Source organism: Mycobacterium sp. HM-7 (assembly GCF_053852335.1).
Genome location: NZ_CM132657.1, coordinates 1,367,822 through 1,381,973 on the forward strand (window position 1 = coordinate 1,367,822; position 14,152 = coordinate 1,381,973).

Here is a 14,152-nt window from a genome sequence, read left to right on the forward strand (position 1 = left end):
ACAATTTTAATCATTTGTCTCGTTTTCTACTGAATTGCGGGCAAGGCCCTGTTATAACTGGAACGCGTTCTAGTCGGGGTTTAGGGGAGTCCAATGCCGATCAATAGTCTTGAGCAGTTGCCCACTGGCGCAGCCAGATTCGTCGGCCGGGTTGGTGCGTTGGCGGTCGCCCTGGGGATCGGTGCGGCCGTGGCGAGTAGCCCGGGCGTGGCGTTCGCCGCACCGAAAGACGCCGGAGGATCGTCATCCGACAGCCATGCCGCAGGTGAGAGTCACGCCAAGGGCGGCGGAGACAAGACCGACTCGAACGAGCCGAAGAACGACAAGGGTGCCAAGCGCTCCGGCGCCGTGAATCCGGGAAAGAAGTCGTCGAAGCGGCCGTCGGGGAAGGCGGACGTCGCGAAGCCATCGGCTGCGAAGGATGCCGCTGACACCGGCAAGACGTCCGAACCCGATGCGAAGCCGAAGCCCGCGGACAAGAAGGTGGCGACCACGCCCGCCGTGACGGCGGCCCAGAAGCCCGCGAAGGTGCAGGTGGCCGCCACTGCGAAGACGACCGCATCCGTGGGCGCCCTGCCGCGGGTGCACGTGGTCACGCCGGTGGCGACGCTCGGTGCGCCGGTCGCTGCGGCCACCGCCGCGGTGTCGCACGCACTTTCGGCGGTGGGCTTGAACGGTACGGCGAATGCCTCGGGGAACCCCGTCGCGCCGCTGCAGAACGCGGCGTTGTCCGCGCTGCTCGGCGTCACCCGCCGGGAGAACGCTTCCGCCGCCGCGACGACGACATTGGCCGCGGCGCCGACGACGCTCCAGAGCGCCGCCACGGTGCTCGGCACGTCGCAGCAGCTGGCTGGGGAGAAGAACGCCAACGCCATCGTGAACACGCTGCCGATGCAATTCATGAAGGTGATCCTGAAGTGGGCGTTCCAGATGAATGCCAAGCAGCAGTACTCGCAAGTCGGGGGACCCGATCAGGAGAACCTGAACCAACTCGGCCAGGCGGTCGACGAATACGCACAGCAGGCCGCCATGGAGTACCAGCTGCTCAACCCGATGCGGCCGACGGTGCTGGAAATGGTTATGCCGCCGCATAATTGGTTCGGGCAATCGATCACGGGCACCCGCATCCTGTATGACAACCCGGACACCATCTACCGGATGATGGCGGTCAACTCGACGTCGACCTACGTCATCAGTGGCAAGTTCGGACCGGGGGAGCGGCCCGCCGAGACCACGTTCAGTGTGTTGACGGGTCTCGGCGGCAAGACGGCCGCGGTGCTCAACGCCAAGGACATGCAGATCAACCCGGACGGCACCTTCACCGTGACGGTGAGTTCGCGTCCGGCCGAACCGGGGCAGACCAACCATCTGCAGATCCCGACCGACACCACTTTGATCGTGGCCCGGAACACGCTGTCGGACTGGAACACTCAAGATCCGATGAGCTTGTCCATCGACCGGATCAGCGGTCCCCGGAACAGCCTGTTCGCGCAGATCGGTGGCTTCGACATCCCAGGCCTCGGTCCGGCGGTCTCCGGCAATCCGTTCCTGACCAACCTGGTTTCGCTGGTCCCGCCGCTGCCGGTGATGCCGCGATTCCTGCAGGGCCTGGAAGCGTCGGTGATCCTGGCACTCGGGCTGCGGATGGAACCGCAGTACATGGACGTGGCGACCAAGGATTCGTCGGGAAAGACGAAGCCGCCCAACGTCTTCACCGACCCAGAGAGCAACGCGACGTTCCTGTCGACCCAGGTGCAGAGCCCGGGGTACTTCCAATTGGCCAACGATCAGGCGCTGGTGTTGACGATCAAGCCCGGTGACGCCGGCTATTTCGTCGTACCGGTGACGAACGACTGGACCATCACCAAGAACTACTGGGATCAGCAGACCAGCCTGAACATCGCGCAGTCGTTGGCCAACCCGGACGGCAGCTACACCATCGTGGTGTCGCCGACGGATCCTGGTGTGGCGAACTGGGTTTCGACCGGTGGACTGAACCAGGGCACCATCTCGATCCGCTTCCAGGACCTCGACCCCACGGGCACCAACCTGCCGAAGGTGAGTTCACAGGTGGTGGCGCTCAGCGACCTCGGAACGGTGCTGCCGGCCGGGACGACGTATGTCACCGCGGCTGAACGGCAAGCGGCACTCGACGAACGGAAGGCCGGTTTCGACAAGCGTTTTGCGCCCTACCCGCAGGCGTGACTCAGTACTCGTGGTTGGGGCACTGCACGTCGACGTAGACCGTGGCCGCCACTGGCCCGCCGGGCTTGAAGTTGCCTGGATTGTTCACCCCGGTGACCCAGCAGACGTCGAGCGGTTTGACGTCGAAGCCGTTGGTCCAGTTGATCTGCACCAGGTAGCCCTCGGACTGAAGGTTGTTGATGACGTCGGCTGCCGAACCGCCGGTGTCGAGCGCGGGGTCGGCAGCGGCGAGCGGGGCCAGTGCCAGCGACACGGTGAGCGCGCCGGTGGCCGCGGCCATGACGGTATGTCGCTTCATGGTCACCATGATCCTCCGGATCTGTGTGACGCAGATATGAATTTCAGGCCAGGACGGCCAACTGCGTCGGCTCGGACAACCCCCGCAGCGTCACGGTGTCACCCAATGCCCAGTGCGCGCTTTCGGATTCGCTGACGGCATCGAGCATGCTCGCGGCGGCTGCCAGATGGCCCGGCACGGACTTGGCGAGCTCGCACAGTCGAGCCGCCGCGTTGACGGGCTCGCCGATCACGGTGTACTCGAACCGTTCCTTGGCCCCGACGTTGCCGGCCACCACGGTGCCGGCCGCGACGCCGAGGCCCGCCTTCAGTTCGGGCACTTCGTCCCGTAGTCGCGACGCGATCGCCCGGGCGGCGGCCAGGGCGTCACCTTCGGTGCACTGCAACGACACCGGCGCCCCGAAAACCGCCAGCACGGCGTCGCCTTCGAATTTGTTCACGAACCCGTGGTGCCGGTCCACCTCGTCGACGATGACGGCGAAGAAACGGTTCAGGAGTTCGACGACCTCGACGGCCGGTCTGCTGGTCACCAGTTGGGTGGAGCCGATGACGTCGACGAAGATCACCGCGGCATGCCGCTCTTCGCCGCCGAGTTGCGGCTTCTCCTGCTCGGCGAGCGCCGCGACCTCGCGTCCCACGTGCCGGCCGAACAGGTCGCGGACCCGTTCGCGTTCCCGTAGCCCGTGCACCATCGAGTTGAATCCGCGTTGCAGCTGGCCCAATTCGGTGCCGTCGAAGACCACCAGATCAGTGGTCAGGTCGCCCTTCTCGACGCGACTCAGTGCCTGTCGCACGATGCGGATGGGGCTGGCGGTCAGCCACGCCACGATCCACATCAGCACCGCGCCGAACACCAACGCGAACACCGCCAGCACCAGTACGGCGAAGGCGAATTGAGTTGGGGTGAGGGTGCTTTGGGTCAGCGCGAACACCGCGGCCAACAGCACGCCGAGCATCGGGACTCCGGAGCCGAATGCCCACACGACCATGGTTCGGCCCATGATCCCCGGGGCCAGCCGGGACGGCGGTCGTCCGGCCTGAAGGGCGTCGGCGGCGACCGGGCGCAGCGCGAACTCGGTGTACAGGTTGCAACTGGTGGATACGACGATGCCGGGGAACGTGACACCCAGCAGCAGTTTGGGAATGAACTGTGTGTCGTGCAGCGCGTAGAGCGTCGTCAGCAGTACGGCACCGGCGCCCCAGAGGAAGAGCAGCACCCGGGTGAGCTGGCCCGGTGCCCGGAAGGTGTTGCGCTGGTCCTCGACCGTCGGGGTGCGTTCTTCGATGGCCCACCGCACGCTCTGGATCACCCGGTTGGTCGCCCACACCACGCCGATGAGGAAGGCGAACAAGATGTAGGTGGGCGCGACGATCGTGGTGATCCACCAGACGTCGGACCTGAAGACGTTGGGGGTCGGGAACAGCACTGTCTCGATGAGAATCGAGACGCCGACGCCGATCATGTTCGCGACGATCACGAAGGTCGTCAGGATCAGTTGGATGCGGATCCGGCGTCGGCGCTGAGTTTCGGAGACGCGCCCCAGGATCCACGAGCCATATGCAGGCGTGGCCTGCAGGCTGGTGCGCGGGGTGATGGCTTCCCGTAGCCGCGCCAGGCGCGTCGTCCCGGTTTGGTCGGCAGTCATTGGTCGTCAGCCTAGTTCGTGGGGCGAGTCCGGACTCGGATTCAGTGGCCCTAAGGTGGGTCGGGTGCGTCTCGTGATCGCCCAGTGCACTGTTGACTACGTCGGACGTCTGACCGCACATCTGCCGTCGGCCCGTCGCCTGTTGTTGTTCAAAGCGGACGGATCGGTGAGCGTGCATGCCGACGACCGCGCCTACAAGCCGCTGAACTGGATGACGCCGCCGTGCTGGATCGTGGAGGAGGCGGCGGTAGACGGCGTTTCGACGTTGGTCTGGGTGGTCGAGAACAAGGCCGGCGAACAGCTGCGGATCACGGTCGAGGACATCGAGCACGACTCCAGCCACGAGCTCGGCGTCGATCCCGGGCTGGTGAAGGACGGCGTGGAGGCCCACCTGCAGGAGCTGCTCGCCGAGCACGTCGAGCTGCTGGGTGTCGGTTACACGTTGGTGCGACGGGAGTACCCGACGCCGATCGGCCCGGTGGACCTGTTGTGCCGCGACGAGACCGGCGCGTCGGTCGCCGTGGAGATCAAGCGGCGCGGCGAGATCGACGGCGTCGAGCAGCTGACGCGGTACCTCGATCTGCTCAACCGGGACAGCGTCCTGGCGCCGGTGGCCGGGGTATTCGCCGCCCAGCAGATCAAGCCGCAGGCGCGCACGTTGGCCACGGACCGTGGAATTCGTTGCGTGACTTTGGACTACGACAAGATGCGCGGCATGGACAACGACGAGTTCCGGTTGTTCTGATGCCTCGGCGACGTCCGGAGCGGCCTCGGCGGGACCCGCCGCCGCTGCTCGGGCTGTCGTCGCGTCGCGTGGAGACCGGACCCGACGGGTATGAGTACGAGGTGCGGCCGGTGGCCGGTTCGCGCGCCGTCAAGACCTATCGGTGCCCCGGGTGCGATCACGAAATCCGGCCGGGCACAGCGCATGTGGTGGTGCTGCGGGTCGACGACGCCGAGGACCGCCGCCATTGGCATACGCCGTGCTGGGCGAATCGGGGGAACAGAGGACCGACGAGAAGGTGGTCCTAGACAGGCTCAGGGAGCCGCGTCAGTGTCGTTCAGTGTGCGTCGGCGGCCGGCTCGACCAGCTCGATCAGCACACCACCGGCATCCTTCGGGTGGATGAAGTTGATGCGCGAGTCGGCGGTGCCGCGGCGCGGGGCGTCGTACAGCAGGCGGACGCCCTCGGCGCGCAGGCGTTCGGACAGGGCGTCGATGTCGCTGGTCCGGTAGGCCAGCTGCTGCAGGCCGGGACCGCGGGTGTCGAGGAACTTGGCGATGGTCGACGTTTCGTCGAGCGGGGCCAGCAGCTGAATCTGGGCGCTTCCGACCGGCGCGCCACGCACCGAGAGCATGGCCTCGCGCACGCCCTGGCTCTCGTTGACCTCTTCGTGCAGCACGATCATGCCGAGGTGGTCGTGGTACCAGCGAATCGCGGCGTCGAGGTCAGCCACGGCGATACCGACGTGATCGATGGCGGTCACGAGCGCGCTGGCCAGCGCGGGACGGGCGTCGACGTGTTCGGTGGTCATAACGTAAAGGTAACCTGATACGACCGAATTTGCGCCTGTGTGATCGGCCACATTAGCCGTTACAGATTTGTTGGAGGATGGAAATGACGACCTCGGTAATTGTTGCCGGAGCCCGCACTCCGGTGGGCAAGTTGATGGGTTCGCTGAAAGATTTCTCGGGCAGCGACCTGGGCGCCGTCGCCATCAAGGGCGCACTGGAGAAGGCCGGCGTGGAGGCCTCTCAGGTTGATTACGTGATCATGGGCCAGGTCCTGACCGCCGGTGCCGGCCAGATGCCGGCGCGTCAGGCGGCCGTCGGTGGCGGCATCCCGTGGGACGTCCCGGCGCTGACCATCAACAAGATGTGCCTGTCGGGCATCGACGCCATCGCGCTGGCTGACCAGCTGATTCGTGCCGGCGAGTTCGAGGTCGTGGTGGCCGGTGGCCAGGAGTCCATGAGCCAGGCCCCGCACCTGCTGCCCAAGAGCCGCGAGGGCTACAAGTACGGCAACGTCACCGCGCTGGACCACCTCGCGTACGACGGTCTGCACGACGTCTTCACCGACCAGCCGATGGGCGCCCTGACCGAGCAGCGCAACGATCAGGACAACTTCACCCGCGCCGAGCAGGACGAGTTCGCCGCGCAGTCGCACCAGAAGGCCGCGGCCGCCTGGAAGGACGGCGTCTTCGCTGACGAGGTGGTTCCGGTGTCCATTCCGCAGCGCAAGGGCGACCCGATCGAGTTCGCCGAGGACGAGGGCATCCGTGGCAACACCACCGCCGAGTCGCTGGGCGGCCTGCGGCCGGCGTTCCGCAAGGACGGCACCATCACCGCCGGTTCGTCGTCGCAGATCTCCGACGGTGCGTGTGCCGTCGTGGTGATGAGCAAGGAGAAGGCCGAGTCGCTGGGCCTGACCTGGCTGTGCGAGATCGGCGCCCACGGCGTCGTCGCCGGTCCGGATTCGACGCTGCAGAGCCAGCCGGCCAACGCCATCAAGAAGGCCGTCGAGCGCGAGGGCATCTCCGTCGACCAGCTGGACGTCATCGAGATCAACGAAGCCTTCGCGGCAGTGTCGCTGGCCTCGACCAAGGAGCTGGGCGTCGCCGGGGACAAGGTGAACGTCAACGGTGGCGCCATCGCCATCGGCCACCCGATCGGCATGTCGGGTGCCCGGATCACCCTGCACGCGGCGCTGGAGCTGGCCCGCAAGGGTTCGGGTTACGCGGTCGCCGCATTGTGTGGTGCCGGTGGTCAGGGCGACGCCCTGATCCTGCGTCGTCCCTGATTTGTCGCGAGGTGTGAACTACGCCTCGTAGTAGTCAGCCCGTCACTCGGGCACAATGGCGCCATGAACGCTGTTGTGCCCCGGGTGGCGGGCTGGTTTCGTTTGATCGCTCTGGCCGAGGCCTTCAGCTGGGTCGGGCTGCTGACCGGCATGTACTTCAAGTACCTCGGCACGCCCCGCACCGAGATCGGTGTGCAGATCTTCGGCATGGTCCACGGCGTGGTGTTCCTGGCGTTCGTGGCCACCGGGCTGATCGTCGGCTGGGCCGCGCGGTGGTCGCTGGTCACCTGGGTGCTGGCGGCGGTGTCGAGCATCGTGCCGCTGGCCAGCGTGGTCTTCCTGCGCTGGGCTGAACGAAGCGGTGCGCTGGCTGTGGGCGCCCGTACCGCTGAGGGCGAACCGGAGCCGTCGGCCGTCGCGTGACAGACTGGACAGCGTGACTCGTCCGCGTCCTATCGGTCCCGCGCTGGCTGGCGCGGTGGACCTCTCTGCACTCAAAAATCGTCCCGCTGAAGGTGCTGCCGCTGCCGGTGGCGCGCCCGGTGGCATAGAGATCACCGAGGCCAATCTCGAAGCCGAGGTGCTGATCCGCTCCGGTGAGGTGCCCGTCGTGGTGCTCTTGTGGTCGCCGCGCAGCGACTCGAGCATCCAGCTGGGACAGACACTGTCCGCGTTGGCTGCCGAGGACGGCGGCAAGTGGTCCTTCGGCACGGTGAACGTCGACACCGCGCCGCGCATTGCCCAGATGTTCGGCATCCAGGGCGTGCCGACGGTCGTCGCGCTGGCCGGCGGACAGCCGATCACCTCGTTCGAGGGCGGTCAGCCGGCAGACCAGCTGCGGCGCTGGGTCGACTCGCTGTTGCAGGCGACCGCCGGCAAGTTGGGTGGCGGCGCCGAGGGCGAGGAGGAGCAGGTCGATCCTGCGCTCGCGCAGGCGCGGGACGCCCTGGACACCGGAGACTTCGACGGCGCGCTGGCCGCGTATCAGGCGATCCTCGAGGCCGATCCGGCGAACGTCGAAGCCAAGGGTGCCGTGCAGCAGATCGCGTTCCTCCAGCGCGCGTCCGCGCAGCGTCCGGAGGCCGTGCGCCTCGCCGACGCTTCGCCCGACGACATCGACCTGGCCTTCGCGGCCGCCGACGTGCAGCTCTTCCAGCGCGACGTCGACGGTGCCTTCAACCGGCTGATCGCGCTCGTCAAGAAGACCGCGGGCGACGACCGGACTCGGGTGCGTACCCGGCTGATCGAGTTGTTCGACCTGTTCGACCCGGCCGACCCCGAGGTCATCGCCGGGCGCCGCAACCTCGCCAACGCGCTCTACTGATCTCGCGCGAGCGGGGGTGCCGCCGACCGGCGCGGCACCTCGGGCAGTGACTCCCAGAATTCTGTGACAGCTTGAGCGATCGTGTCGGCATCGACCAGTAGCGGGCCGACGTGTCCGGAGCCGGTGAGGCTTACGACGCGGGCGTCGGGCATGGCCGCCGCTGCCGCGCGGGCGTCGGCGGGGGACCACTCTTGATCGCCGAGATCGCCGGTCATCAGCAGCGTAGGGACGGTGACGCCGGCGAGCTGGGACGTCAGCGCATGCCAGCTGTGCATGTATCGGATTGTGCGTCTTACTGATTCGCGGTCCATCGCGCGGAACGCGGCTTTGAGCTCGGCGGCCCGCGTGGGGTGGGCGGTGCCGGCGCCGCCGAGGAGAACGTCGAACAGAATCTTGGTCAGCAGGGGGTTCGGGCCGAGCAGTGCGTACGCCACGGCGAGCGGATACGTCTGGGTCCAGCGCTGACGTCGGCTGACGGGCAGGATCGGTGCCGCGATGGTGGTCAGGCTGTGCAGGCGGTTCGGCTCGACCGCCGCCAACGTGATGCCGACGTGGCCGCCCCAGGCGTTGCCGATCCAGTCGACCGTGTCGAGACCCAGCGCGTCGATCACTTCACCTGCGGCACTTGCACATTCGTCGAGGGTGAAATCCCGGTGGATGGGGCTGCTCGCGCCGTATCCCGGTCCGTCGATGGTCACCACCTGCCGTTGGGCCGCGAGGGTTTCGGTGAGCGGACCCCAGCTGCGCGAGTCCACCCACAGGCTGTGCCAGAAGACGGCGGGAGGACCCGTTCCGGCGCGACGCACGTGCAGATCGCCGAGGCAGGTGGGGACGTGGGTGTCGAGTGTCGTCATGGCGACCTCCATACAGTCTGTATGCTGATACCATACAACTTGTATGGTCACGGTCAAGGGGGATTCCCGGGAGCGGCTCGTCGCAGTCGCCACCGAGTTGTTCGGTGCGCAGGGCTATCACCAGACCGGTACCGAAGAGATCGTTCGCCGCAGCGGGGTGACCCGTGGCTCGCTGTACCACCATTTCGCGGACAAGGAAGCGCTCTTCGAGGAGGTCTTCGACCGCGCCGACCAGGTGGTGAGTGCGCGGGTTCGGGCGGCTGCCGCGGCCGCCGCCGAACGGGGCGACGACGCGTGGTCGGTGTTCCTCGCCGGCTGGGATGCGGTGCTGGACACCGCGGTTGACGCGCCGCTGCAGCGCATTCGCGTGGTCGACGCGCCCGCCGTACTCGGCTGGCAGAAATGGCAGGAGCGCAACGCCCGGTACACCCTGGCCAATATCGAGGCCGGCCTCGTGAGCTTGCTCGAGCAGGGTGTGCTTGTGCCGCAGCCGATCTCACCGTTGGCGGTGCTGCTGATGGGACTCAGTAATCAAGCCGTCGCCGCGATTGCCGGGGCGACGGATCCGGTCCGGGCCCGTCACGACATCGGGGCCGCGGTGCGCCGTCTGCTCGACGGGCTGCGGGACGCTAGGCGGGCTTGAGCCAGAGCGCCGACAGCGGCGGGAGCACCAGGACGGCAGAGGCGGGGCGGCCGTGCCACGGCTCGTCGGTCGCCTCGACCGCACCCATGTTGCCCGCTCCGGCCCCGTTGTACACGGTCGCGTCGGTGTTCAGCAGTTCATGCCAGGTCCCGGCGTGCGGCAGCCCCAGTCGGTACTGCGAGTGCTCGCTGCCGGAGAAGTTGAAGACGCAGGCGATGGCCGACCCGTCGTCGCCGAACCGTAGGAAGCTCAGCACGTTGTTGCTCGAGTCATTGGCGTCGATCCACGAGTAGCCCTCGGGACTGCTGTCGCGGGACCACAGCGCGCGGTTGTCGCGGTAGATGCCGTTGATGTCGCGGACCAGTCGCTGCACGCCGGTCGAGAAGCTGTGCTCGCCGAGCTGGAACCAGTCGAGCCCGCGTTCCTCGGACCATTCCGCGCGCTGGCCGAATTCCTGTCCCATGAACAGCAATTGCTTGCCCGGGTGTGCCCATTGGTAGGCCAGTAGCTGACGCAGGCCGGCCGCCTTGGCGTGGTCGTCACCGGGCATCCGGGTCCACAGCGTGCCCTTGCCGTGCACGACCTCGTCGTGGCTGATCGGCAGCACATAGTGCTCGCTGTAGGCGTACAGCATCGAGAACGTCATCTCGTGGTGGTGGTAACTGCGATGCACCGGATCGTGGCTGATGTAGTCCAGGGTGTCGTTCATCCACCCCATGTTCCATTTCATGGAGAAGCCAAGGCCGCCAAGGTTTGTCGGCCGGGTGACGCCGGGCCACGAGGTCGATTCCTCGGCGACGGTGACGATGCCGGGCACCAGTTTGTGGACGGTGGCGTTCATCTCCTGCAGGAACTGCACCGCCTCCAGGTTCTCCCGGCCGCCGTAGATGTTGGGCGTCCAACCGCCGTCCGGGCGGGAGTAGTCCAGGTACAGCATGGAGGCGACGGCGTCGACGCGGAGGCCGTCGATGTGGAACTCCTCCAGCCAGTACAGCGCGTTCGCCACCAGGAAGTTGCGGACCTCGTTGCGACCGAAGTCGAAAACGTAGGTGCCCCAATCGAGTTGCTCACCCCGGCGGGGGTCGGCGTGCTCGTACAGGGGGGTGCCGTCGAAGCGGCCCAGTGCCCACGAGTCCTTCGGGAAGTGCGCGGGCACCCAGTCGACGATCACGCCGATGCCGGCCTGGTGCAGCGTGTCGACGAGGTACCGGAAGTCGTCGGGCGTGCCGAGTCGCGAGGTCGGCGCGTAGTACGACGTCACCTGGTAACCCCAGGAGCCGCCGAAGGGGTGCTCGGCCACCGGCAGCAGCTCGACGTGTGTGAAGCCCTGTGCCACCACGTATTCGGTGAGCTCGACGGCCAGCTCGCGGTAGCTCAGGCCCGGGCGCCACGACATGAGATGCACCTCGTAGGTGCTCATGGGCTCGAAGATCGGGTTGAGTTCGGCGCGGGCGGCCATCCAGGCCTCGTCCTGCCAGACATGGGAACTCACAAAGGTTTTCGACGCCGTCAGCGGCGGCACTTCGGTGCTGAAGGCCATCGGGTCGGCACGATCGGCGACGGCTCCGTTGGTGCCGTTGCCGCCGTGGATGCGGAATTTGTACAGGCTGCCGACTTCGAACCCGGGCCAGAACAGCTCCCACACCCCGGACGAGCCCAGTGCCCGCATCGGTGCCTCGCTGCCGTCCCAGTGGTTGAAGTCGCCGATCAGGTTGACGCCCTTGGCGTTCGGTGCCCATACCGCAAAGGAGAAGCCTTCGACCACGCCGTCCGGTGTGGTGAACGAACGGGGTTGTGCACCAAGGATTTCCCAGAGCCGTTCGTGGCGGCCCTCGGCCAGCAGGTGCAGGTCCATGTCGCCGAGCGTGGGCAGGAAGCGGTAGGGGTCGGCCGTGGCGTGCACGACGTCGCCCGGGTACTCGACCTCGAAGCGGTAGTCGGCCAGGTTGTTGAACGGCACCTCGACCGCGAACAGGCCACCCTCGATGGCTTCCATCGGGTAGCGCTTCTTGCCGATCAGCACCGTGACGCCGGTGGCGTGCGGGCGCAGCGCCCGGATGACCGTGCGCTTGCCGTACTCGTGCGCACCCAGGATGGCATGCGGGTCGTGGTGCTCGCCGGCCAGCAGTCGGGCCAGTTCGGCGACGGGTGGACGGAGGTTGCTGCTCACGGTTGCCTCCGTAGGAGATTCAGCCGCTTGTCGTACGGGATTTGCGGCATGTTCAGTATGTGGGCTACCGCTCTGCCCGGGTCCAGTCGCACGTAATTCGATGCGCCCCATTGGTATTCCTCACCGGTGATCTCGTCGCGAACCCAGAACCGGTCGTGGTCGTCCATGCCGAGGGCGCCCATGTCCAGCCAGAGCGTTGCCTGCTCGGGGCCGAATGCGTTGAGCGTCAACACCACGAGGACGGTGTCGCCGGTAACGGGGTCGAACTTGCTGTACGCCAACAACGAGTCGTTGTCGACATGATGAAACTTGATGGTCCGCAATTGGCTGAGCGCCGGATGCACTCGGCGGATCTCGTTGAGCCGGGTCAGCAGCGGCTCCAGGGACCGGCCGCCGGCCAGGGCTGCTTCGAAATCCCGCGGCCGCAGCTGGTACTTCTCGGAGTCCAGGTACTCCTCGCTGCCCTCGCGAACAGCCAGATGTTCGAACAGTTCGTAACCCGAGTAGACGCCCCAGGACGAGCTCAACGTTGCGGCCAGCACCGCCCGGATCGCGAACATGCCTGGGCCGCAATGCTGCAGGCTGGCATGCAGGATGTCGGGGGTGTTGACGAACAGGTTGGGTCGGTAGAAATCGGCGTACTCGGCGATCTGCTGGCCGAATTCCGTGATCTCCCACTTGTAGTTGCGCCAGGTGAAGTACGTATACGACTGCGTGAAGCCGAGTTTCGCGAGCCCGTAGAGACGGGCCGGCCGAGTGAAGGCCTCTGACAGGAACAGCACGTCGGGGTCGAGGTTCTTCGCCTGGGCGATCAGCCACGCCCAGAAGTTGGCCGGCTTGGTGTGCGGGTTGTCGACCCGGAAGATCTTGACGCCGTGCGACATCCAGAACTTGACCACGCGCAGCACCTCGTCGTACAGGCCGGCCGGGTCGTTGTCGAAGTTCAGCGGGTAGATGTCCTGGTACTTCTTCGGCGGATTCTCCGCGTACGCGATGGTGCCGTCGGGCAGCACCGTGAACCACTCCGGGTGTTCCTTGGCCCAGGGATGGTCCGGCGCGCATTGCAGCGCCAGATCGAGCGCCACCTCCAGGCCGTTGTCGCGGGCGGCGGCGACCATGTCGTCGAACTCGGCGATGGTGCCCAGGTCCGGGTGCACGGCGTCGTGTCCGCCTTCGTCGCTGCCGATGGCCCACGGGGAGCCGACGTCACCCGGCGCCGCGGTGACGTTGTTGTTCGGGCCCTTGCGGTGCACCTTGCCGATCGGGTGCACCGGCGGTAGGTAGAGGACGTCGAAACCCATTGCGGCAACGCGCGGAATGGCCTTTGCGGTCGTGGAGAACGTGCCGTGCACCGCCTGGCCGTCGGCGTCCCAGCCGCCGGTGGACCGCGGGAAAAGTTCGTACCAGGAACTGAACCGGGCCCGCGGCCGGTCGACCCAGATGCCGTATTGCTCTCCGCGAGTGACCAATTCCCGCAGCGGGTACTTGCGCAGCAGGTCGGTCACATCCGGGGCCAGGGCCGCCGCGGCACGGACGAATGGATCGCCCGATTCGCGAAGTCGCCGGGCAGCCGCGAGCAGCGGGGCGCGATCGTCCTGCGGGACGGCCGTGGCAGCGCGCTCCAGCAGCCCCGCACCGATCAGCAGATCGTTGGACAGCTCGGCCTCGCTCTGGCCGGCCTCGAGCTTGGCGGTGATGGCGTGGCGCCACGTCGCGATGGGGTCGCCCCAGCCGTCGATGCGGAACGTCCACAGGCCGACGCTGTCGGGGGTGAACTGGCCGTGAAACACGTCCGGTGTGAAGCCCTGCGCCATAGGGAGCCGGGTCGGCTTGACCTTGGCCCGCGGCGGTGCCGGAGTCGGCGTTGCGCCCGGCGGCGTTTCGGCGAGCTGCGGGTAGACGGGGCCGTGGTAGCGCACCACCAGCGTCGCGGCGACGGCGTCGTGGCCTTCGCGCCACACCGTCGCGCTGATCGGAACCACTTCGCCGACCACAGCCTTTGCGGGATATCGGCCCGCGGACACCACTGGTGCGACGTCGTCGATCTCGATCCGACCGGCCACCCAAATCACTCCTTACCCGGGCTCATGCCACTACGCACCGTAGTGGCCGCAATGGCCCGCCCGTGCTCTGATACCCACCGTAGTAGCCGATGACACCACAGGGGCAGTGAGCAGTTGGATGCGTCGTGCACAGTCGCCGAACTGACCCTG

At 66.9% G+C, this 14,152-nt stretch carries 13 protein-coding genes; 7 read left to right on the plus strand and 6 right to left on the minus strand.

Annotated elements, in window-relative coordinates; genetic code table 11:
• The first annotated feature begins 117 nt into the window (after window positions 1–117).
• Entirely contained in the window at window positions 118–2,205 is a 2,088-nt protein-coding gene (locus tag ACWW1C_RS06660; protein WP_455982698.1) for a DUF1214 domain-containing protein, read from the plus strand.
• 1 nt (window position 2,206) lies between these two features.
• Here the strand turns inward: ACWW1C_RS06660 and ACWW1C_RS06665 are convergent, their stop codons facing one another.
• Window positions 2,207–2,503: a hypothetical protein gene (locus ACWW1C_RS06665; protein ID WP_455982699.1), complete on the minus strand. Its 297-nt coding sequence runs from the start codon at window positions 2,501–2,503 to the stop codon at window positions 2,207–2,209.
• 43 nt (window positions 2,504–2,546) lie between these two features.
• Window positions 2,547–4,148 carry an adenylate/guanylate cyclase domain-containing protein gene (locus tag ACWW1C_RS06670; protein WP_455982700.1) on the minus strand — a complete coding sequence of 534 codons (1,602 nt, stop codon included), beginning with the start codon at window positions 4,146–4,148 and terminating at the stop codon, window positions 2,547–2,549.
• A gap of 64 nt (window positions 4,149–4,212) precedes the next feature.
• Between ACWW1C_RS06670 and nucS the strand changes: the two genes are divergently transcribed.
• Both nucS and ACWW1C_RS06680 read left to right on the plus strand, forming a co-directional pair.
• On the plus strand, window positions 4,213–4,893 hold the full coding sequence (nucS, locus tag ACWW1C_RS06675; RefSeq protein WP_455982701.1) for an endonuclease NucS: 681 nt from the start codon (window positions 4,213–4,215) through the stop codon (window positions 4,891–4,893).
• Entirely contained in the window at window positions 4,890–5,180 is a 291-nt protein-coding gene (locus ACWW1C_RS06680) for a hypothetical protein (RefSeq protein ID WP_455984180.1), read from the plus strand. The genes nucS and ACWW1C_RS06680 overlap by 4 nt, the downstream gene beginning before the upstream one ends.
• Before the next feature lie 29 nt (window positions 5,181–5,209).
• On the opposite strand, the gene mce is transcribed toward ACWW1C_RS06680, so the two are convergent.
• Window positions 5,210–5,683, minus strand: coding sequence for a methylmalonyl-CoA epimerase (gene mce / locus ACWW1C_RS06685; RefSeq protein WP_455982702.1), 474 nt, complete (start codon window positions 5,681–5,683; stop codon window positions 5,210–5,212).
• 83 nt (window positions 5,684–5,766) lie between these two features.
• Here mce and ACWW1C_RS06690 point away from each other — a divergent pair, with 83 nt between their 5' ends.
• The 3 genes from ACWW1C_RS06690 to ACWW1C_RS06700 all read left to right on the plus strand — a co-directional run bounded on the left by ACWW1C_RS06690 (window position 5,767) and on the right by ACWW1C_RS06700 (window position 8,272).
• Window positions 5,767–6,948 (plus strand): acetyl-CoA C-acetyltransferase, encoded by a 1,182-nt coding sequence (locus tag ACWW1C_RS06690; RefSeq protein ID WP_455982703.1) that lies wholly within the window; start codon window positions 5,767–5,769, stop codon window positions 6,946–6,948.
• Between the two features lie 63 nt (window positions 6,949–7,011).
• Window positions 7,012–7,371, plus strand: coding sequence for a DUF3817 domain-containing protein (locus tag ACWW1C_RS06695; RefSeq protein ID WP_455982704.1), 360 nt, complete (start codon window positions 7,012–7,014; stop codon window positions 7,369–7,371).
• A 13-nt stretch (window positions 7,372–7,384) separates the two neighbouring features.
• Window positions 7,385–8,272 carry a tetratricopeptide repeat protein gene (locus ACWW1C_RS06700; protein ID WP_455982705.1) on the plus strand — a complete coding sequence of 296 codons (888 nt, stop codon included), beginning with the start codon at window positions 7,385–7,387 and terminating at the stop codon, window positions 8,270–8,272.
• Here the strand turns inward: ACWW1C_RS06700 and ACWW1C_RS06705 are convergent.
• Complete coding sequence (locus tag ACWW1C_RS06705; RefSeq protein ID WP_455982706.1) at window positions 8,266–9,126, minus strand: alpha/beta fold hydrolase; 861 nt, start codon at window positions 9,124–9,126, stop codon at window positions 8,266–8,268. The two genes, ACWW1C_RS06700 and ACWW1C_RS06705, sit on opposite strands and share 7 nt — an antisense overlap.
• A 43-nt stretch (window positions 9,127–9,169) precedes the next feature.
• On the opposite strand from ACWW1C_RS06705, the gene ACWW1C_RS06710 reads away from it, so the two are divergent.
• Complete coding sequence (locus ACWW1C_RS06710) at window positions 9,170–9,769, plus strand: TetR/AcrR family transcriptional regulator (protein ID WP_455982707.1); 600 nt, start codon at window positions 9,170–9,172, stop codon at window positions 9,767–9,769.
• On the opposite strand, the gene glgB is transcribed toward ACWW1C_RS06710, so the two are convergent.
• Window positions 9,756–11,939, minus strand: a complete 2,184-nt coding sequence (gene glgB / locus ACWW1C_RS06715) for a 1,4-alpha-glucan branching protein GlgB (protein ID WP_455982708.1) — start codon at window positions 11,937–11,939, stop codon at window positions 9,756–9,758. The two genes, ACWW1C_RS06710 and glgB, sit on opposite strands and share 14 nt — an antisense overlap.
• The gene (locus ACWW1C_RS06720) at window positions 11,936–14,002 is read right to left on the minus strand and encodes an alpha-1,4-glucan--maltose-1-phosphate maltosyltransferase (protein ID WP_455982709.1); all 2,067 of its coding nucleotides are present in this window, start codon (window positions 14,000–14,002) and stop codon (window positions 11,936–11,938) included. Before ACWW1C_RS06720 ends, glgB begins: the two co-directional genes overlap by 4 nt.
• Window positions 14,003–14,152 lie beyond the last annotated feature (150 nt).

What these genes read in the sequence shown, in the direction of transcription:
- mce (WP_455982702.1), bottom strand. Translation starts at nt 5,683, where the DNA reads ATGACCACCGAACACGTCGACGCCCGTCCCGCGCTGGCCAGCGCGCTC.
- ACWW1C_RS06705 (WP_455982706.1), bottom strand. Translation starts at nt 9,126, where the DNA reads ATGACGACACTCGACACCCACGTCCCCACCTGCCTCGGCGATCTGCAC.
- ACWW1C_RS06690 (WP_455982703.1), top strand. Translation starts at nt 5,767, where the DNA reads ATGACGACCTCGGTAATTGTTGCCGGAGCCCGCACTCCGGTGGGCAAG.
- ACWW1C_RS06710 (WP_455982707.1), top strand. Translation starts at nt 9,170, where the DNA reads ATGGTCACGGTCAAGGGGGATTCCCGGGAGCGGCTCGTCGCAGTCGCC.
- ACWW1C_RS06695 (WP_455982704.1), top strand. Translation starts at nt 7,012, where the DNA reads ATGAACGCTGTTGTGCCCCGGGTGGCGGGCTGGTTTCGTTTGATCGCT.
- ACWW1C_RS06670 (WP_455982700.1), bottom strand. Translation starts at nt 4,148, where the DNA reads ATGACTGCCGACCAAACCGGGACGACGCGCCTGGCGCGGCTACGGGAA.
- ACWW1C_RS06665 (WP_455982699.1), bottom strand. Translation starts at nt 2,503, where the DNA reads ATGAAGCGACATACCGTCATGGCCGCGGCCACCGGCGCGCTCACCGTG.